General features: G+C 30.4%; 19 protein-coding genes, 1 tRNA gene and 3 rRNA genes. 2 read left to right on the forward strand and 21 right to left on the reverse strand.

The features are described from left to right. Positions 1-6: 6 nt before the first annotated feature. The gene (locus tag Q7K47_00130; protein MDP0505611.1) at positions 7-933 is read left to right on the forward strand and encodes a radical SAM protein; all 927 of its coding nucleotides are present in this window, start codon (positions 7-9) and stop codon (positions 931-933) included. A gap of 16 nt (positions 934-949) precedes the next feature. Next, on the forward strand, positions 950-1,843 hold the full coding sequence (locus Q7K47_00135; GenBank protein MDP0505612.1) for a pyridoxamine kinase: 894 nt from the start codon (positions 950-952) through the stop codon (positions 1,841-1,843). A 57-nt stretch (positions 1,844-1,900) separates the two neighbouring features. On the opposite strand, the gene megL is transcribed toward Q7K47_00135, so the two are convergent. The 21 genes from megL to Q7K47_00240 all read right to left on the reverse strand — a co-directional run. After that, complete coding sequence (gene megL, locus Q7K47_00140; GenBank protein MDP0505613.1) at positions 1,901-3,094, reverse strand: methionine gamma-lyase; 1,194 nt, start codon at positions 3,092-3,094, stop codon at positions 1,901-1,903. A gap of 550 nt (positions 3,095-3,644) precedes the next feature. Beyond that, entirely contained in the window at positions 3,645-4,052 is a 408-nt protein-coding gene (atpC, locus tag Q7K47_00145; GenBank protein ID MDP0505614.1) for an ATP synthase F1 subunit epsilon, read from the reverse strand. A gap of 1 nt (position 4,053) precedes the next feature. Next, positions 4,054-5,454: a F0F1 ATP synthase subunit beta gene (gene atpD, locus Q7K47_00150; protein ID MDP0505615.1), complete on the reverse strand. Its 1,401-nt coding sequence runs from the start codon at positions 5,452-5,454 to the stop codon at positions 4,054-4,056. 22 nt (positions 5,455-5,476) lie between these two features. Further along, on the reverse strand, positions 5,477-6,328 hold the full coding sequence (atpG, locus tag Q7K47_00155) for an ATP synthase F1 subunit gamma (GenBank protein MDP0505616.1): 852 nt from the start codon (positions 6,326-6,328) through the stop codon (positions 5,477-5,479). Between the two features lie 12 nt (positions 6,329-6,340). After that, positions 6,341-7,837, reverse strand: a complete 1,497-nt coding sequence (atpA, locus tag Q7K47_00160) for a F0F1 ATP synthase subunit alpha (GenBank protein MDP0505617.1) — start codon at positions 7,835-7,837, stop codon at positions 6,341-6,343. A gap of 27 nt (positions 7,838-7,864) precedes the next feature. Further along, positions 7,865-8,392 (reverse strand): ATP synthase F1 subunit delta, encoded by a 528-nt coding sequence (gene atpH / locus Q7K47_00165; protein ID MDP0505618.1) that lies wholly within the window; start codon positions 8,390-8,392, stop codon positions 7,865-7,867. Next, positions 8,392-8,901, reverse strand: coding sequence for a F0F1 ATP synthase subunit B (atpF, locus tag Q7K47_00170; GenBank protein MDP0505619.1), 510 nt, complete (start codon positions 8,899-8,901; stop codon positions 8,392-8,394). Before atpF ends, atpH begins: the two co-directional genes overlap by 1 nt. 26 nt (positions 8,902-8,927) lie before the next feature. Further along, complete coding sequence (atpE, locus tag Q7K47_00175) at positions 8,928-9,200, reverse strand: ATP synthase F0 subunit C (protein MDP0505620.1); 273 nt, start codon at positions 9,198-9,200, stop codon at positions 8,928-8,930. A 30-nt stretch (positions 9,201-9,230) separates the two neighbouring features. Next, on the reverse strand, positions 9,231-10,031 hold the full coding sequence (atpB, locus tag Q7K47_00180) for a F0F1 ATP synthase subunit A (GenBank protein ID MDP0505621.1): 801 nt from the start codon (positions 10,029-10,031) through the stop codon (positions 9,231-9,233). Continuing rightward, on the reverse strand, positions 10,028-10,417 hold the full coding sequence (locus Q7K47_00185) for an ATPase (GenBank protein MDP0505622.1): 390 nt from the start codon (positions 10,415-10,417) through the stop codon (positions 10,028-10,030). Before Q7K47_00185 ends, atpB begins: the two co-directional genes overlap by 4 nt. 72 nt (positions 10,418-10,489) lie before the next feature. After that, complete coding sequence (locus Q7K47_00190; GenBank protein MDP0505623.1) at positions 10,490-10,699, reverse strand: AtpZ/AtpI family protein; 210 nt, start codon at positions 10,697-10,699, stop codon at positions 10,490-10,492. A 9-nt stretch (positions 10,700-10,708) separates the two neighbouring features. Then, positions 10,709-11,419 carry a class I SAM-dependent methyltransferase gene (locus Q7K47_00195; GenBank protein MDP0505624.1) on the reverse strand — a complete coding sequence of 237 codons (711 nt, stop codon included), beginning with the start codon at positions 11,417-11,419 and terminating at the stop codon, positions 10,709-10,711. Between the two features lie 55 nt (positions 11,420-11,474). Further along, on the reverse strand, positions 11,475-12,836 hold the full coding sequence (gene glmM, locus Q7K47_00200; protein MDP0505625.1) for a phosphoglucosamine mutase: 1,362 nt from the start codon (positions 12,834-12,836) through the stop codon (positions 11,475-11,477). Beyond that, positions 12,833-13,372, reverse strand: coding sequence for a Gx transporter family protein (locus tag Q7K47_00205; protein ID MDP0505626.1), 540 nt, complete (start codon positions 13,370-13,372; stop codon positions 12,833-12,835). The genes glmM and Q7K47_00205 overlap by 4 nt, the downstream gene beginning before the upstream one ends. Then, complete coding sequence (locus Q7K47_00210; protein MDP0505627.1) at positions 13,359-13,790, reverse strand: GNAT family N-acetyltransferase; 432 nt, start codon at positions 13,788-13,790, stop codon at positions 13,359-13,361. Before Q7K47_00210 ends, Q7K47_00205 begins: the two co-directional genes overlap by 14 nt. Further along, complete coding sequence (gene lepB, locus Q7K47_00215; GenBank protein ID MDP0505628.1) at positions 13,790-14,677, reverse strand: signal peptidase I; 888 nt, start codon at positions 14,675-14,677, stop codon at positions 13,790-13,792. The genes Q7K47_00210 and lepB overlap by 1 nt, the downstream gene beginning before the upstream one ends. Positions 14,678-14,803: 126 nt before the next feature. Continuing rightward, on the reverse strand, positions 14,804-15,154 hold the full coding sequence (rplS, locus tag Q7K47_00220) for a 50S ribosomal protein L19 (GenBank protein ID MDP0505629.1): 351 nt from the start codon (positions 15,152-15,154) through the stop codon (positions 14,804-14,806). 156 nt (positions 15,155-15,310) lie between these two features. After that, positions 15,311-15,386 (reverse strand) — tRNA-Asn (locus Q7K47_00225). A gap of 12 nt (positions 15,387-15,398) precedes the next feature. After that, positions 15,399-15,515, reverse strand: a 5S ribosomal RNA gene (gene rrf / locus Q7K47_00230). Between the two features lie 57 nt (positions 15,516-15,572). Continuing rightward, positions 15,573-18,487 (reverse strand): 23S ribosomal RNA (locus tag Q7K47_00235). A gap of 178 nt (positions 18,488-18,665) precedes the next feature. Beyond that, a 16S ribosomal RNA gene (locus tag Q7K47_00240) occupies positions 18,666-18,771 on the reverse strand; the annotation flags it as partial.

Raw genomic sequence — 18,771 nt, forward strand, 5'->3', positions numbered from 1 at the left:
AATAATATGGAAAAAATGAAATTTCTTTTCGGGCCTGTACCTTCAAGAAGACTTGGACGTTCTCTAGGAATTAGTCCTATACCTAAAAAAACTTGTAATTATTCTTGCATTTACTGTCAGTTGGGTAGAACCAACAAAATGACTAATATAAGACAAGAATTTTTCAAAATTGAAAATATTTTAAATGAATTTAAAATATATTTAAAAGATTCTGATAAATTTGATATTATTACTATTGTTGGAGAGGGTGAACCTACCCTATACTCTCAATTAGGAAATTTAATTTTAGAATTAAAAAAATTAACAGATAAACCAATTGCTGTTATTACAAATGGAGCTCTGTTTTCAGACGAAAATGTATTCAAAGAATTACTTAATGCTGACTTTGTACTACCTTCATTAGATGCATATAATGAAGAACTTTCTAAAAAAATAGATAGACCCCATGGAAGTATCTCTTTTGAAAAAGAAATTAATGGTCTAATCAATTTTTCAAATACTTATAAAGGAAATTTATGGATAGAAATTATGTTAATTGATGGTTTTAATAGTGATAAAAATTCTATTTCAAATTTTAAAAAACTTTTAAGAAAAATAAAATATGATAGATTATATTTAAATACTCCTGTAAGACCACCTGCTGAAAATTTTGTTAAAACAGTCAGCAAATCCGTTATGGAGTATGCTTCTAAAGAACTTGGAGGAATTTCTATTGATATGCTTAGTTCTGGATTTTTCTTTAGTGAAATTAAAGATTCAATTGAAGCTATTTTAAGTATTATAAGAAGACACCCTATGAATCAATTCGAATTAGAAAGTTTTCTTCAATCAAGAAAAATTAAAGATATTAGTAAATTTATAGAAAAAATAGAAGAAAATAATAAAGTTAACGTTATTAACTATAAAGGTATTAAAACCTATAGATTAAAATAAAGATAAGGAGTTTTTGATGGAAAAAATTATTAAAAAAGTTGCTGCAATACATGATTTATCTGGATTTGGAAGAGCTTCTTTAACGAGTATTATACCTATTCTTTCTAATATGGGAATACAAGTTTGCCCTTTACCTACTGCAATACTCTCAACTCATACAGGAGGATTTAAAAATTTTAGTTTTATAGATTTAACTAATAGTATGCCTAACTTTATTAATCATTGGAAAACTTTAGGTCTAGAATTTGATTGTATTTATTCTGGATTTTTAGGATCTTCTAAACAAATAGATATAGTTTCTGACTTTATTGATTTTTTTGGAAATAATGATAACTTAATTGTTGTTGACCCTGTTATGGGAGATGAAGGTAGTTTATATAATACAATGGAGAAAAATATTGTATATAAAATGAGAAATTTAATACACAAAGCTGATATTATAACACCTAATTTTACAGAACTTTGCCTTTTACTAAATAAAGAATATAATTCTCTCATTTCTGAAAAAGAAATAAAATCTTGGATTTTTGAATTAGCTAAGACCGGACCAAACATTATTATTGTAACTAGTGTACCTGAAGAAAAAAATTCTTTAGAAAAATTCTCTAATGTAATTGCGTATGATAAAAAGAATAATGTATTTTGGAAAACTACATGTAAATTTATACCTACCTCTTATCCTGGAACTGGAGATAGCTTTACAAGTGTTCTTATTGGAAGTTTATTACAAAAAGATAGCTTACCTATGGCTATTGATAAAGCAACTAATTTTATTAATCAATGTATTAGAGCTAGCTATGGTTTTAAATATCCAAATAGGGAAGGTATTTTATTAGAAAAAATGTTACCTATATTAAATATGCCTCTTGTTAACAGTAACTATGAGCTTTTAGAAAATGATTTAAAATAAAAAAGGAGCTTCTTAAAGATGCCCCTTTTTTTATAAATTCATTTTTTGTAGGTCTTTTTATTTTACTTTTCCTAAAGCTTGCTCTAAATCAGCAATTATATCTTCAACATTTTCTAATCCTAAAGATAATCTTACTAACCCTTCTGGAATTCCTGCTGCTGCTAGTTCTTCTTTAGTATAAGTCGAATGAGTCATTGATGCTGGATGTTGAATTAAAGTTTCTGTATCTCCTAATGAAACAGCTAATCCAAACATTTCAACATTATTTAATAATGTTTTTCCTGCTTCAAATCCACCTGTTAATTCAAATGATAACATACCACCAAAATTTTTCATTTGTTTTTTTGCAATTTCATGTCCTTCATGAGATTCTAGTCCTGGATAATATACTTTTGAAATTTTAGGATGCGCTTCTAACCATTTTGCTACTGTCATTGCATTTTCACAATGTCTTTGCATTCTTACTTCAAATGTTTTTAATCCTCTTACTATTAAATTTGCTTCTGCTGGTCCCAATACAGAACCTGTCATATCTTTAATTCCTACTAATTTTATTTGATTAATTACATCTTTTGGTCCCACTGCAAAACCTGCAACTACGTCTCCATGTCCATTTATATATTTTGTTGCTGAATGAACGACTATATCTGCCCCTAAAGTTAGTGGATTTTGATTATATGGAGAAGCAAATGTATTATCTACTATTACACTTGTATATGGGTTTTCATGAGCTATTTTAGATAATGCTTCTATATCTGCTATTTTTAAATTGGGATTTGCTGGTGTTTCCAAATAAACTACTCTAGTATTTTCTTTCATAGCTGCCTTTACTGCATCTAAATCTCCTGTATTTAAAAATGTTACTTCGATTCCAAATCTAGTTAATCCATGATTTAGTAATGCAAATGTACACCCATATAATGTTGTATCTGCTATTACATGATCTCCTGCTTTTAATAATGTCCATAAAGTTGAAGAGATTGCACCCATTCCTGCTGCCATTCCTGCTGCTGCTTCTCCATGTTCTAAAGCTGCTACTTTTCTTTCTGCTAAGGCTACTGTAGGATTTCCTAATCTACTATAAATATACCCTTCTTCTTTTCCTGAAAATCTAGCTGCTCCTTGCTCTGTAGAATCAAATACAAAAGTAGATGTTTGAAATACAGGTGCCGATAAAGATCCAAATGGATTTTTTTCATTTCCTGCATGAATTGCTATTGTTCCTATTCCTTTTCCTTTTAAATCGTGCATTACAATTCCCCCTTATATTTTATTTATATTTAAATCTTTTTGATTGCATTTAAGACATTTTTGTCGTTTTTAGTTTTGCTTATCATAATTAATTTATAATACTTTTTTGTTTTTTTGTCAAATCCAACTGTTATATAACAGTTATTATTTTAAGTTGTCTTTCCTTTATTTATAATCAATTATCCCACGTTAAATAAGTGTTATATAACACTTATTTAATACAAAAAGAGTCAATCTTAATATTCTAAGATTGACTCTAAAATAATTTGTTTACTTATGTTTTTCTACATAAATGAAATTATACACATTTATCAAATAGATTTATACATAAAAGATTAAATATATTTTTTAAACTACCTAGAATTTTATTTGTAATATTTATTGATATTATTATGTTTATTATTAATATGCTTATTATAATTATTATAAATAATCTATTTAGTAGTAACATTATATATTCTTCTCCTTCTCTTTTTTATTTTAAGAGATTATATCTGATTCTAATAAAATTGTCAAGAAAAAATAAAAAAAGATGCATATACATCTTTTTTTACAATAATCTTTCTGCAACTCTTACTTTTACTAAAGCATCTTGCAAAGATTTTTGAGCCATCACTATTTGTTTATCCTCATTTAATTTTTCTAATTTTTTCTGCGCAAACTCTAGTTCTTTCTTAGCTTGCAATAAATCTATTTCATCTGGTAACATAGCTTCATCTACTATAATTAAAACTTTTTCTTTATTAATTTCTAAAAAACCTCCAGAAATATAATAACTTATTTCATCAGATTTATTAAGTCTTATTTTTATTTCATCAGAATATAATCCTGCTACAAAAGGAGCATGATTAGGTAAAATACCCATATTTCCTTCTGTAGTCTTAAGTAAAATATATTCTACTTCTTTTTCAAATTTTATTCCTAAAGGAGTTATAATTTCTAATTTAAAGCTGTTCATTTTAATCAGCTCCTTTCAATAACTCTCTTCCTTTACTTACCACTTCTTCTATTGTTCCAACATATAAAAATGCTTGCTCTGGTAAGTCATCATATTTTCCTTCTAGAATTTCTTTAAATCCTCTAACAGTTTCTTTTATAGGAACATATTTACCCTTAATTCCTGTAAACTGCTCTGCTACCGAAAATGGTTGTGAAAAGAATTTTTCTATCTTTCTAGCTCTTGAAACAGCTAACTTATCCTCATCAGATAATTCATCCATACCTAAAATCGCTATTATATCTTGTAACTCTTTGTATCTTTGAAGAACTGCTTGAACTTCTCTTGCTACAGTATAATGTTCATTTCCTACAATCTCTGGATCTAGAGCTTTGGAAGTAGAATCTAAAGGATCCACTGCTGGATAAATTCCTAAAGATGAGATTCTTCTTGAAAGAACTGTTGTTGCATCTAAATGAGAGAATGTTGTTGCTGGAGCTGGATCTGTTAAATCATCTGCAGGAACATATACAGCTTGAACTGAAGTTATTGATCCTGTTTTTGTTGAAGTTATTCTTTCTTGTAAAGCTCCCATTTCTGTTGCTAAGTTAGGTTGATAACCTACAGCTGATGGGGTTCTCCCTAATAAAGCTGAAACTTCTGAACCTGCTTGAGTAAATCTAAATATATTGTCTATGAATAATAATACATCTTGACCTTCTTTATCTCTAAAATTTTCTGCTATAGTTAATCCTGTTAAACCAACTCTAAGTCTTGCTCCTGGTGGTTCATTCATTTGTCCATAAACCAAAGATGTTTTAGATAAAACTCCTGATTCTGTCATTTCATTATATAAATCTCTTCCTTCTCTTGTTCTTTCTCCAACACCTGCAAAAACGGATAATCCTCCATGTCCTTTAGCTATATTGTTTATTAACTCTTGAATTAAAACTGTTTTTCCTACACCAGCTCCTCCAAATAAACCTATTTTTCCACCTTTTATATATGGAGCTAATAAATCAATTACCTTTATACCTGTTTCAAATATTTCTACTTCTGTACCTTGAGATTCAAAATCAGGGGCATTTCTATGAATTGGTAGTTTTTCATCTGTCTCTATAGGTCCTGCATTATCAACTGGTTCACCTAAAACATTTAAAATCCTTCCTAATACTGCTTTCCCTACTGGAACTGTTATTGGAGCTCCTGTGTCTATAACTTCCATTCCTCTTTTTAATCCATTGGTATCATCCATAGCTATGGTTCTAACCATATTATTTCCTATATGTTGAGCTACCTCAAGAATAAGGTCATTATCTCCTTTTTTTACCTTTAGTGCACTATAAATTTTGGGTAAATTTTCTTTAAATCTTATATCAACTACTGGACCTATTATTTGTGTAAGACTTCCTTTATTAACCAACTTACTGTCCTCCTTTATCAACTTATTTTAATGCCGCTGCTCCTCCTACAATTTCTGTTATCTCCTGAGTTATTGCAGCTTGTCTTTCTCTATTATATTGAAGATTTAAATCTTTCAACATATCTTCTGCATTGTCATTTGCATTTTTCATTGCATTTTTTCTAGCTGAATGCTCACTAGCTGTATTTTCTAGCATTGCTTGATATAGTTCTATATTTAAATATTTTGGCAATAAATTTGTTAATACTTCTTCTATATTAGGTTCAAAAATATATTCTGTTTTACTTTTACTTTCAACTCTTTGAACTGGAATTAATTTTTTTACTAATAAATCGCTTCTTAATGCCGAAACAAATTTATTATAGATAATATATACTTCATCAAAAAATTCAGCCATATAATACTCTACTATATTTTCACTAATTTCTTTAGCTTTATCATATATTGTTTCTGGTATTATTTGCGTATATTCAGCTTTCACATCATAATTTCTTTTTATACAATAATCTCTACTTTTTCTACCTATTGCAATTACAGAAACTTGTTTCTCTTTATTTTGAGTTTTTAATTCTTCAAATTTTTTAATAGTATTACTATTAAAACTTCCACAAAGTCCTCTATCTGAAGTCATTATAATAACTCCTATTTTTTTAACCTCTTTTCTTCCATCAAAAAGAGGATGTCTTTCATACTTAACATTGTAAGAAATATTTGTAAGAATATTTTTTATACCATCTGAGTAAGCACGAGAATTCATAACTTTTGAAGAAAACTTTTTAAATTTTGTTGTTGAAACAACTTCCATAGCTTTTGTAATTTGGTGGGTAGACTGTACACTTTTTATTCTACTTTTTATTTCTTTAGAACCAGCCATTTACTCACCTCTTTATATTTTTTTAAATTTATTAATTTCTTCTGAAATATTCTTTTCTATCTTTTCATCTAAAGAACCCTTTTCTTTTATATTTTTTAATATCTCTGTTTCTTCTTTTAAGTGACTTATTAATTCTTTTTCAAATTCAGCTACATTTTTCACATCAATATCATCATAAAATCCGTTTGTAACTGCATAAAAAGAAATAACTTGTTCTTCAACTGAATAAGGTTTATTCTGAGACTGTTTCAACATAGCCATTATTCTATGTCCTCTTTCTAATTGAGCCTTTGTTGCTCTATCTAAGTCTGATCCAAACTGTGCAAAAGTAAGTAACTCTGTATACTGAGCCAACTCCAATTTAACTTTTGAAGCCACTTGCTTCATAGCTTTTAATTGTGCAGCTCCCCCGACTCTTGAAACAGAAATTCCTGCATCTATCGCTGGTCTAAATCCAGAATTAAATAATTGGGTATCCAAGAAAATTTGGCCATCAGTTATTGAAATTACATTTGTTGGAATATAGGCTGCTACATCCCCAGCTTGAGTTTCTATAATTGGTAGTGCTGTTATTGAACCTCCACCTAATTCATCAGAAAGTTTTGCTGCTCTTTCTAATAATCTAGAATGTAAATAAAATACATCTCCTGGATATGCTTCTCTTCCAGGTGGTCTTTTTAATAATAACGACATCTCTCTATATGCAACTGCATGTTTTGTTAAATCATCATAAATTATTAAAACATCTTCTCCTTTATCCATAAAATACTCTGCCATAGAAACTCCTGCATAAGGAGCTATATATTGTAGTGGAGCCGCTTCAGAAGCCGTTGCAGAAACAATTGTAGTATATTCCATCGCTCCTAAATCTTCTAATTTTTTATATATTTGTGCTACTGTAGACCTTTTTTGTCCTATTGCTACATAAATACATTTTACTCCTGTATTCTTTTGATTTATTATTGCATCAATAGCTATAGCTGTTTTTCCTGTTTGTCTATCTCCTATAATAAGTTCTCTTTGACCTTTACCTATAGGAACCATACCATCTATTGATTTTATTCCAGTTTGAAGTGGTTCGTATACTGGTTGTCTTGAAATTATACCTGATGCTTTTCTTTCTAACTCCATATACTTTTCTATTTTGACACTTCCCTTACCATCAATAGGTTCTCCAAGAGCATTTACAACTCTTCCTAAAAATTCTTCTCCTGCAGGAATAGATACAATTCTACCTGTTGATTTTACTTCATCTCCTTCTTTAATTTTAGTAAAATCCCCTAAAATAATAACTCCTACATTGTTTTCTTCTAAATTTAAAATCATTCCCATAACTTTATCTGGAAATTCCAATATCTCTCCAGCTTTAGCATCACTTAGTCCGTAAACTCTTGCAATACCATCTCCTACCTCTAATACAGAGCCTGAAGTTTTTATATTTAAAATCTTTTTATAGTTTTCTATCTCATTTTTTATAATGTTGCTGACTTCTTCCGGTCTGATATTCAACTATTACACCTCCGATTATGTGTATTTTTAGTTTTTATGAACTAATAAATCTAACTGAGTTCTGATAGTTCCATCTATTATTTTATCTCCTATCTTTAGTATTCCCCCACCAATTATAGATTTATCTATAATAACTTTTAAATTTATTTTTTTTCTAGTTCTTTTTTCTAAATTTTTTACAAGTTTTGATTTTTGATTTTCTGAAATTTCTTGGGCAAAAATAGCTTCTACATCTATTATTTTATTTTTCAAATAATAAATCTTTAAATATTCTGCCACTATTTCTTTTATATTTTCTATTCTTCCTTTAAATAAAATATATAATAATATATTTTTTATTTCTTCATTTTCATCTATAAAAATTTTTTCTATTACTTTTTCTTTTTCTTCCACTAGTATTAATGGATTATCTAAAATATTTTTTAAATCAGTATTGGTTAAATATAATTCCATTGTTTTATTAAGTGCGTCATAGATTTCCTTTACTTTGTTCTTAGATTCTGCCACTGAAAAAATTGCTTCTGCATATCTTCTTCCAATTATTTTTTCTGACATTATTCTTCACCTAGCTCATTTATAAAGTTATTAATTAATTTGTTGCTATGTTTAGAATCTAATTTTTCTTTTATTATTTTTTCAGCTAATTTAACAGCTAAAGCTTGCATTTCTTCTCTTATTTCTCCTTTAGCTCTAGCTTTCATTTTTCCTACTTCTATTTCAGCACTTTTTAATATTTTATCTCTTTGAGAAGTTGCCCCTCTTAAAATTTCTTCTTTTCTTTGATCTGCTTTTTTTTCTGCAGTTAATATCATTTCATTAGCTTGCTTTTTCGCCTCTTTTAATTGTTTTTCAGCTTCTTCTTTTTCTAGTTTTGCTTCCTCTTTATTTTTTCTTGCTTCTTCTAAATCATTTGATATTATATCTTTTCTTGTTTTTAATATCTTATTTAATGGCTTTTTTAAATATTTATTAAATATCGCAATTAATACTAAAAAGTTTATTATTTGCCAAAACATATTTATATCAATAGAAATAGCGGGCATTGTTTGTGCTGCCAAATTCATTACCTCCTTTCAACATTAAATTATATTTAATTTGCTAATGCTGATAATAATGGATTTGCATATAATAAAATCATTGCTACAACTAATCCATAAATTGCTGTTGATTCTGAAATAGCTTGTCCTAAAATCATTGTTGAAATTATATCACTTTTAGCTTCAGGTTGTCTTGCTATTGCCTCTACTGCTTTTCCTGCAGCATATCCTTCTCCTATCCCTGGTCCTAATCCAGTTAACATTGATAAACCTACTCCTATTGCTGATGCTGCTAATATTATTGTTTTTGCTAATAACATATCCATATAAATCTACCTCCTAATTTATTTTTATTACTAATCTTTTATCGAATCACCTAAAGAACTTTGTATGTGAACTATTGACAACATTACAAAAACAAAGCTTTGAACTACCCCACTAAACAAATCAAAATATAAGTGAAGTGGTGCCGGAATAACCGCTGGAGCTGCTTTATATAATAACCCCATAATAACCATACCTGCAAACATATTTCCAAATAATCTGAAAGACATGTTAATTGGTTTTGCTATTTCCCCAACTATATTTAATGGCAATAAAATAGGAACAGGACTTGCAAATCCTTTTATATAACCAATCAATCCTGAATTCTTTATATTTGTTCCTATAAAAACAACTGCTGTTAATAATGCTAAGCCGACAGTAGTATTTAAATCTGCTGTAGGTGTTCTAAAAGCAGGATAAAATTTTATGCTCTCATTCCCAAATTTAGAAAACCAAGGTATTGGAAAAAATGTAAGAATATTTCCCGATAATATAAATAAAAATAGACAAGAAATAAAACTTATAAACTTATCTTTATATTTTCCCAATGACTGAAAAATTAAATCATCTAAAAAACCTAATAAAGATTCTAATAAAATTTGTAATTTAGTTTTAGGAATTATTTCTAATTTTCTTGTTCCTATTTTAAAGATTAAAAATAAAACTATCATACAAAACCAACTACCTACTACCGTCATAGTAACCGGTAACCCAAACTCTCCATTTCCTACATCCATTGCTAAAGGAACTTGATGTAAAAATTTAGGCAATGGTACAAAAAATGCTATTTTAGGTCCTTCCACTAGAGGTGGGGTAAAAAAACTTATATTCATATCTTTCCTCCTCTGTTATTTTTTTTATATTTTAATTTAGATATTTTAGTTTGAATCATAATAATAAATATATTAAATCTTATATTAAAAAGTCCTATTGCTGCTGCTGCAATATATTGTAGACCTCCAAAATATCCCATAACTAAAAACGTTAATAAATATAATAAATATCTTTTCCCATAACTTATAAATGTATTTCTTTTTATATTATTTGAAAATAAAATACTTTCAGTTTCTAGACACAACATATAAAAGGTTAAAACAGAAACTAATGAACTCACAAACATCCCTATATAAACTACAGGATTTCTTATTAAAATTCCATATATTAAAATTATAATCGATGCTCTTAAACTTCTTTTTATAATTTTTTTTAATTGTTCCATTTTCCTCCCCATATTTTACAATATATTTATGTATACCATAATTTTTTAAATTAATAAAGTTTATTTTTATTATTATTTCTTAAATATCATTTTATACGCACTATACAGACCATTTATTACTCCAAATACTATTAAAACTATCAATATCAAGGTGCTTTTAAAAAAATATTTTTCTATAATTTTATAAATAATTACAGAAAAAATTATAGAAAAAATTATTGTTAATCCAATTGTTCCTATTAAATTAAAATATTTTAAAATTTCATTATTGAGTTTAAGCATTTTTATCTCCTAAATTTTTTTTAAAACAAAAAATTTTCTTTCTCCTGCTAATCTGTTATTTTTAAATACATCTTGCTTTTTTAAACCACTAATTTTAATAACTCTTTCAATCTCTTCATCTGTAAAGATTTTTTTTTCATAATACTCTTCATATTTTTCATATAAATTATCTTCATTCTTTAAAAAATATGTTGCTTCAATTACATCCAAAGAAGTTTCTTCATATTTTTCATGTTCCCATATTACTGAAAAATCTTCTCTTACATCTGCAAAGATACCATTTGAAAACATTTTATCCATAAAGTTTCTATCAACAACATCAAATACATAAATACCTCCTGGTTCAAGTGAATTTTTAACACTATTTAATGTATCTAACAACTCTTCTAAACTTGTTAAATGATTTATTGTATCAAAGAAAGAAAAAATAACATCATATTTTTCATAAGTATCAAATTCTCTCATATCCCCCAAATATAATCTTACATTTTCACATTTTTCATTCGCTCTATTTAACATATGTTCTGATAAATCTAAACCTGAACAAGTATATTTATTGGATAATCTTTTTAAAATTTCTCCTGTTCCACATCCTAAATCTAATATTTTTCTTGCTTCATTTAAATTTTTTTTTATATTCTCTTCTAATAATTCTGTCCATTCATCATAATTACAAAATTCCATAAATTTATCATAAACCTTTGAAAAATTTTTATACATATCTTCTCCTATTTTTTAAAAAAAGTGATAATTTTCACTATCACTTTTTTCTTAATTATCTTAATTGTTCTTTTACTGTTTCTGCTAAAAACTCTGCTATATCTAATACTTTTTTAGAATCATTTCCCTCAACCATGACTCTTATTATTGGTTCTGTTCCTGAAGTTCTAACTAGTATTCTTCCATCGTTTCCTAATTCTTTTTCTTTTAATTCTATTTGCTTTAATATCTCTTGATTTTTATTCCATGTATTTTTTTTACTATTATCTCCAACATTTACATTTATTAATTTTTGAGGCCATTCAGGTATTTTTGAAACAATTTCACCTAGTTTAATTTTACTATCTCTTAACACTTCAACAAGCTTTAATGAAGTCTGTATCCCATCTCCTGTAGTTCCATAATCTAGTAAAATTATATGACCTGATTGCTCTCCTCCTAAATTTAAAGCTTGATTTCTCATTTTTTCTAAAACATATCTATCTCCAACATTTGCTCTAACTAATACTATGCCATTTTCATTTAAATAAGATTCAAATCCCATATTGCTCATTACTGTAGTAACCACTTTATTTCCATTTAGATTATTATTGTTTTTCATATTTACTGCTAATGCTGCTATTATTTTATCTCCATCAACTATTTTCCCTTTTTCATCAACAGCTATTAATCTATCTGCATCTCCATCGTATGCAAGTCCTAAATCAGCATCATATCCTATAACAACTTTGGATAAAATTTCTGGATGAGTTGACCCGCATCTAACATTTATATTCTTACCATTAGGAGCATCATTTATTACTACTATTTCAGCACCTAAAGATAAAAAAACTTCTTTTGCTACTCTATAGGCAGAGCCATTAGCTGCATCTAATATTATTTTCATTCCATTGAAATCACCTTTGACAATTGATTTTAAATGATCTCTATATAAAAAATAGTCATCTTCTGCATACTTAAATTTTCCAACTTCATCTCCATTTAAAGGATTTTTTATAATCTCCTGTAGACTATCCATATATCCTTCTAATTCTTCTTCTATTTTATCTAATAATTTACATCCATCGCTACCAAAAATTTTAATCCCATTATCTTTAGCTGGATTATGAGAAGCTGAAATCATTATTCCTGCTGCTGCACCTTTGGTTTGAGTAATATAAGCTACTCCTGGAGTTGGTAACACTCCTACAAAATCTATATTTATACCCATCGATGTTAACCCTGCAGTCAAAGCTGACCTCAACATATATCCTGATATTCTTGTATCTGATCCCATTATCACTTTTATTTTCTTCTTGTTTTTATTTTCTTTTTTCAAATAATAACCTAAAGCATAGCCCAATTTCATAGCTAAATTAGCTGTTAATTCTTTATTTGCTTCTCCTCTTATTCCATCTGTTCCAAAATATTTTCTCATCTTTTTCTCCTTCTAATTAACAATTTTTCTCCAATAATTCCTGTTATTAATCCTGATATACATCCTAACATAAGAAAACCTAATATAAAAAAAATAATATATCTACTTCTAATTTCAATATTTCTGAATAATAATATATATACAACTACTAACTGAGTTAAATTATGAATTAAAGCAGAAAACATGCTTATTGAAATTAAGGTTAATTTTTCTCTATATATATATAAACCTACCATTATGCAAAAACTTATTAGCCCGGAAGTTAAGCTTATTATAAAACCTGGACTAAATAATGTCCCTAGCATTATTCCCTGTATTACTATCCTAAAAACAACCACCTCAACTGCCATTCTTTTATCAAATTTTTCTAAAGCTATTATAGTCCCTAAATTAGCCAATCCTATCTTCATCCAAGGAAATGGCTTTGGAATAATTGCTTCTAATAAAGATAAGTATAAGGAAATTAATATTAATAAAATCAGATATCTTTCTCTGTATAAATTATTTTTCACTCTATCCCTCTCAAACTTTACCATTAGAAAATAACATTAATATTGCTGCTTCTTTATTCTTGTAATAACCTTTTCTTTTACCAATTATTTTAAAGTCATTTTCTTTATAAAAAGAAATTGCTGAGAAATTGGTCTCTCTAACTTCTAAAAATATATTCTTTCCTATCTTTTTTATATTTGTTATTATTTTTTTTCCTAATCCTTTATTTCTTTGTGATTCTAAAACTCCTATTTTCATTACTTCAATATCTTCACTATTATCAAAAATAATTATATATCCTTTTATCCCTGAATGATCTATTAAAAAAAAGCAACTATAATTTTCCAAAAAAAATAATTCTTCTATTTGTTTAAAAGAATAAGATTCTTCCTTAAAAATTTTTTTTTCTATTTCATATAATTTTTCTGTATCTTCTTTATTTACTATTTTTCTTAATTTCATTATTTTAATATTCCTACTTTTTTTATTGGCCAAAATCTTATAAAAGCTTTTCCTCTTATTCTACTTTCTTTTACGAATCCCCACATTCTAGAATCATAACTTCCATTAGTATTATCACCTAAAGCTAAAAAATAATCATCTTTTAATTTCACTTCTATAATCTGTCCTTTTATTAATTCTTTTAAAAGTTGGTCTTTATGTATAAAATCTAAAATCATACCAGTTCTTTTTCCATTTAAGTAAAATTCTACTTCTGGTAAAATTTGTTTTATTTGAGAAGAATCTTTTAATAAAACTTCTTGAATTTCACTAATATCTACATTAATTTTTTTATATGCCTCATTATAATTTATTTTAGGAACTATTTTTAATATATCTCCTTTTTTAGGAACTCTCCATTCTTTATTTCCCAAATCTCCTAAAGGCGTATATTCTCTTGAATTTATTTTTTTATCATTTATATACAAATGATTATCTTTTATTTGAACCTTTTCTCCTGGTAAACCCATGATTCTCTTTGTATATAAAACTTTATTTTCTAATGGTTCTTTAAATACTACTATTTCTTCTCTTTTAGGAGCTCTAAATTTATAAGAAATCATATTTCCAAAAAGTCTATCTCCTGGCATTATAGTTTTTTCCATAGACCCTGTAGGCACCATAAAATTACCCAAGTAAAATCTCTGAATAATTAAAACTAATATAATTGCAGTTCCAAAAGATTCTATTATTTTTAATATTTTTAATAGCATAGTCTTTAATATTTTATTTTCTATTTTAAATTTCTTGCAAATAAATTCAGTAAAATTCTCTATTTTTGAAATTAAAATTTTATTAATTTGTTTTTCTTTAATAAAAATATAAATAAAAAATAAAGTTAAAATCAAATAAAACCCACCATATAGTATACTTTTTATGTTCATATTAGTCCTTTCTTAATTTTTTTCCATTCAAATTATTTTATCACAAAAAAAGAAAAAAAGCTAAAGTAATTAACTTTAGCTTTTTTTGAATTATTTTCTTAATTCTTTTATTCTTGCTTTTTTACCAGATAATCCTCTTAAGTAATAAAGTTTAGATCTTCTTACTTTTCCTATTTTTAGTACGTCGATTTTATCAATCATAGGAGAGTTTAAAGGTATTATTCTTTCAACACCAATTCCGTCTACAACTTTTCTAACTGTAAAAGTTCTTGCAATTCCAGCTCCTGAAACTCTAATTACAGTTCCTTGAAATAATTGTATTCTTTCTTTAGCTCCCTCTTTTACTTTGTAATAAACCCCTACAGTATCTCCTGCTTTAAATTTAGGAACATCTGTTCTTAAATAGTTCTTTTCTACTAACTCAATTAACTTTTCTTTCATTTGTAATCCTCCCTTTGATATTCATTCAATTCTAAATTGAAGAGGAATATCTGTTTATTAACTTAGGTATTCTATCATGAAACCCTTTTATTGTCAATAGATTTAATCTATAAATCTATTAAAAAAAGCAATCTAATAGATTGCTTTAAATTCATATGGCGCTTCTTGTTGGACTTGAACCAACGACAACACGATTAACAGTCGTGCGCTCTACCAACTGAGCTAAAGAAGCATTTATATTAAAGATTGGCAAGTTCTTATCCTTCCAGAGGGCTGCCCCCCAAGTACTTTCAGCGTTTATGAGCTTAACTTCTAGGTTCGGTATGTTACTAGGTGTACCCTCATAGCTATTCTTGCCAATCATTATTAATTTTTTTTCATTCAACACTTGATACTACACAGTAAAATATAATATATCTTGATTAAGATTCCGACTTATTAGTATTGGTCCGCTAAATGAATTGCTTCACTTACACTCCCAACCTATCAAACTCCTAGTCTCGAAGTTGTCTATAGAGTACTTATCTCAAAGTCAGTTTCCCGCTTAGATGCTTTCAGCGGTTATCTAGTCCAAACGTGACTACCCAGCTGTGCCACTGGCGTGACAACTGGTACATCAGAGGTTTGTCCATCCCGGTCCTCTCGTACTAAGGACAGATCTTTTCAATACTCTTACGCCTGCAGTGGATAGGGACCGAACTGTCTCACGACGTTCTGAACCCAGCTCACGTACCACTTTAATGGGCGAACAGCCCAACCCTTGGGACCTTCTCCAGCCCCAGGATGTGATGAGCCGACATCGAGGTGCCAAACTTTGCCGTCGATATGGACTCTCGGGCAAAATCAGCCTGTTATCCCCAGGGTAGCTTTTATCCGTTGAGCGACGACCCTTCCATTCGGAATCGCCGGATCACTATGCCCTGCTTTCGCACCTGCTCGACCTGTCAGTCTCGCAGTCAAGCTCCCTTCTGCCATTACACTCTGCGGTTGATTTCCATCCAACCTGAGGGAACCTTTGGGCGCCTCCGTTACTCTTTCGGAGGCGACCGCCCCAGTCAAACTGCCCACCTAGCACTGTCTTCAAGGTTACAAACCTCAAATTAGAATTTCAGTGTAGTATGGTTGGTATTCCACCAACGACTCCATACACTCTAGCGAATATATATCATAGTCTCCCAACTATCCTATACATACGACACCAAAACCCAATACCAAGCTACAGTAAAGCTCCATGGGGTCTTTCCGTCCTACTGCAGGTAACCGGTATCTTCACCGGTAATACAATTTCACCAGGCCTCCCGCCAAGACAGCGCTCAGATCATTACACCTTTCGTGCAGGTCGGAACTTACCCGACAAGGAATTTCGCTACCTTAGGACCGTTATAGTTACGGCCGCCGTTCACCGGGGCTTCAATTCAGAGCTCTCACTCTTCCTCTTAACCTTCCGGCACTGGGCAGGTGTCAGCCCATATACATCGCCTTACAGCTTAGCATAGACCTGTGTTTTTGTTAAACAGTTGCCTGAGCCTCTTCACTGCGGCCACCTTATGCTTTGTACGCGTAGTACTCCACACAAAATGGCAATCCTTCTCCCGAAGTTACGGATTCATTTTGCAGAGTTCCTTAGCGAGAGTTAGCCTGTCCGCCTTAAATTTCTCATTCTGACCACCTGTGTTGGTTTACAGTACGGGCACTATTAAATTAACGCTAGAAGCTTTTCTTGGCAGCGTGGGATCTGTAAATTCGACTATAAATAGTCTACGCATAACACCTCATGTTTAACTCGACGGATTTGCCTATCAAGTCACACTACATGCTTACACAGGAACTTCCGTTCTCCTGCTTACATACCCTTCTGCGTCCCTCCATCACAATTTAACAGTGGCACAGAAATATTAATCTGTTTTCCATTCGCCTACGCATTCTAGCCTCGGCTTAGGTCCCGGCTTACCCAGGGAAGACAAGCTTTACCCTGGAAACCTTGGTCTTCCGGCGAGAAGGATTCTCACCCTCTTTCTCGCTACTTATTCCTGCATTCTCACTTCTGATACCTCCAGAGTTCCTTATCAGTCCTCCTTCAACAGCCTACAGAACGCTCTCCTACCAATCACGCAAGCGTGATTCCGTAGCTTCGGTTTATAGCTTAGCCCCGTTACATTGTCGGCGCAGAGACTCTCGACCAGTGAGCTATTACGCACTCTTTAAAGGTATGGCTGCTTCTAAGCCAACCTCCTGGTTGTTTGGGAATCTCCACCTCCTTTCCCACTTAGCTATAATTTGGGACCTTAGCTGACGGTCTGGGTTGTTTCCCTTTTGACCATGGATCTTAGTACCCATAGTCTCACTCCTAAGATATAAATTACGGTATTCGGAGTTTGGTTGGCTTCGATAAGCAATATGCCCTCTAGACCATTCAGTGCTCTACCCCCGCAATTAAACTCTTAAGGCTGCACCTAAATGCATTTCGGAGAGAACGAGCTATCTCTCAGTTCGATTGGCGTTTCACCCCTAAACCTATCTCATCTCCCAGCTTTTCAACGATGGTGAGTTCGGACCTCCACTGTGTCTTACCACAGCTTCATCCTGGACAGGATTAGATCACCAAGTTTCGCGTCTACGCCTAACGACTGTCGCCCTATTCAGACTCGGTTTCCCTACGGCTCCGGTATACTTAACCTCGCCGTTAAACGTAACTCGCAGGATCATTCTCCAAAAGGCACGCCATCACCCCAAAGGGCTCTGACCGCTTGTAAGCACACGATTTCAGGTTCTATTTCACTCCCCTCCCGGGGTTCTTTTCACCTTTCCCTCACGGTACTATTCGCTATCGGTTAATAAGAGTATTTAGTCTTACGAGATATGGTCCTCGCTGATTCACACAAAATTTCTCGTGTTCCGTGCTACTCGGGAGAGTCACGCGCTTGTTTCATTTTACTTGTACAGGACTATCACCTTCTACGGTTGAACTTTCCAGTTCTATTCCAATTATTTAAAACAATTCGCTGAATATCTTGCAGTTTCTTCTAGCGACTTCCCACAACCTCATATAAGCAACGACTGCATTCTTGACACTTATATGATTTAGACTTGATCCCCGTTCGCTCGCCGCTACTTGGGGAATCGTTTTTACTTTCTTTTCCTCAGACTACTTAGATGTTTCAGTTCATCTGGTTACCGTTTTCACACTAAGACTTCATCTTAGTAGATTTCTCCATTCGGAAATCCTGGGATCAATGTTCGATTGCAACTTCTCCAGGCTTATCGCAGCTTACCACGTCCTTCATCGGCTCTTATTACCTAGGCATCCACCGTGTGCCCTTAATTCTCTTAATCTTTAATTTAAGGTAAGTTGAATTTCTTCAACTTGCTAACTCTACTAAAAAATAGAATTTCTAGTAAAATTATTTTAATTTGGTTTCTCATTATATTTACTATGTAGTTTCCAATGTTCAATGTAGTAATGTTTAGAACACTACCAATAGAATAGAGAATTTAACTATTAGCTCCTTAGAAAGGAGGTGATCCATCCGCACGTTCCCGTACGGATACCTTGTTACGACTTCACCCCAATCGCTAACCACACCCTCGGAGCATCCTTCCTTACGGTTAGGCCTGCT

The organism is Fusobacterium sp. JB019, assembly GCA_030673965.1.
Lineage (GTDB): Bacteria > Fusobacteriota > Fusobacteriia > Fusobacteriales > Fusobacteriaceae > Fusobacterium_B.

Bases quoted from the DNA above. Each gene is read 5' to 3' on its own strand.
- Q7K47_00130 (MDP0505611.1), top strand. From the start codon at position 7: ATGGAAAAAATGAAATTTCTTTTCGGGCCTGTACCTTCAAGAAGACTT.
- Q7K47_00135 (MDP0505612.1), top strand. From the start codon at position 950: ATGGAAAAAATTATTAAAAAAGTTGCTGCAATACATGATTTATCTGGA.
- megL (MDP0505613.1), bottom strand. From the start codon at position 3,094: ATGCACGATTTAAAAGGAAAAGGAATAGGAACAATAGCAATTCATGCA.
- atpC (MDP0505614.1), bottom strand. From the start codon at position 4,052: ATGAACAGCTTTAAATTAGAAATTATAACTCCTTTAGGAATAAAATTT.
- atpG (MDP0505616.1), bottom strand. From the start codon at position 6,328: ATGGCTGGTTCTAAAGAAATAAAAAGTAGAATAAAAAGTGTACAGTCT.
- atpH (MDP0505618.1), bottom strand. From the start codon at position 8,392: ATGTCAGAAAAAATAATTGGAAGAAGATATGCAGAAGCAATTTTTTCA.
- atpF (MDP0505619.1), bottom strand. From the start codon at position 8,901: ATGAATTTGGCAGCACAAACAATGCCCGCTATTTCTATTGATATAAAT.
- atpE (MDP0505620.1), bottom strand. From the start codon at position 9,200: ATGGATATGTTATTAGCAAAAACAATAATATTAGCAGCATCAGCAATA.
- atpB (MDP0505621.1), bottom strand. From the start codon at position 10,031: ATGAATATAAGTTTTTTTACCCCACCTCTAGTGGAAGGACCTAAAATA.
- Q7K47_00185 (MDP0505622.1), bottom strand. From the start codon at position 10,417: ATGGAACAATTAAAAAAAATTATAAAAAGAAGTTTAAGAGCATCGATT.
- Q7K47_00190 (MDP0505623.1), bottom strand. From the start codon at position 10,699: ATGCTTAAACTCAATAATGAAATTTTAAAATATTTTAATTTAATAGGA.
- Q7K47_00195 (MDP0505624.1), bottom strand. From the start codon at position 11,419: ATGTATAAAAATTTTTCAAAGGTTTATGATAAATTTATGGAATTTTGT.
- glmM (MDP0505625.1), bottom strand. From the start codon at position 12,836: ATGAGAAAATATTTTGGAACAGATGGAATAAGAGGAGAAGCAAATAAA.
- Q7K47_00205 (MDP0505626.1), bottom strand. From the start codon at position 13,372: ATGGTAAAGTTTGAGAGGGATAGAGTGAAAAATAATTTATACAGAGAA.
- Q7K47_00210 (MDP0505627.1), bottom strand. From the start codon at position 13,790: ATGAAATTAAGAAAAATAGTAAATAAAGAAGATACAGAAAAATTATAT.
- rplS (MDP0505629.1), bottom strand. From the start codon at position 15,154: ATGAAAGAAAAGTTAATTGAGTTAGTAGAAAAGAACTATTTAAGAACA.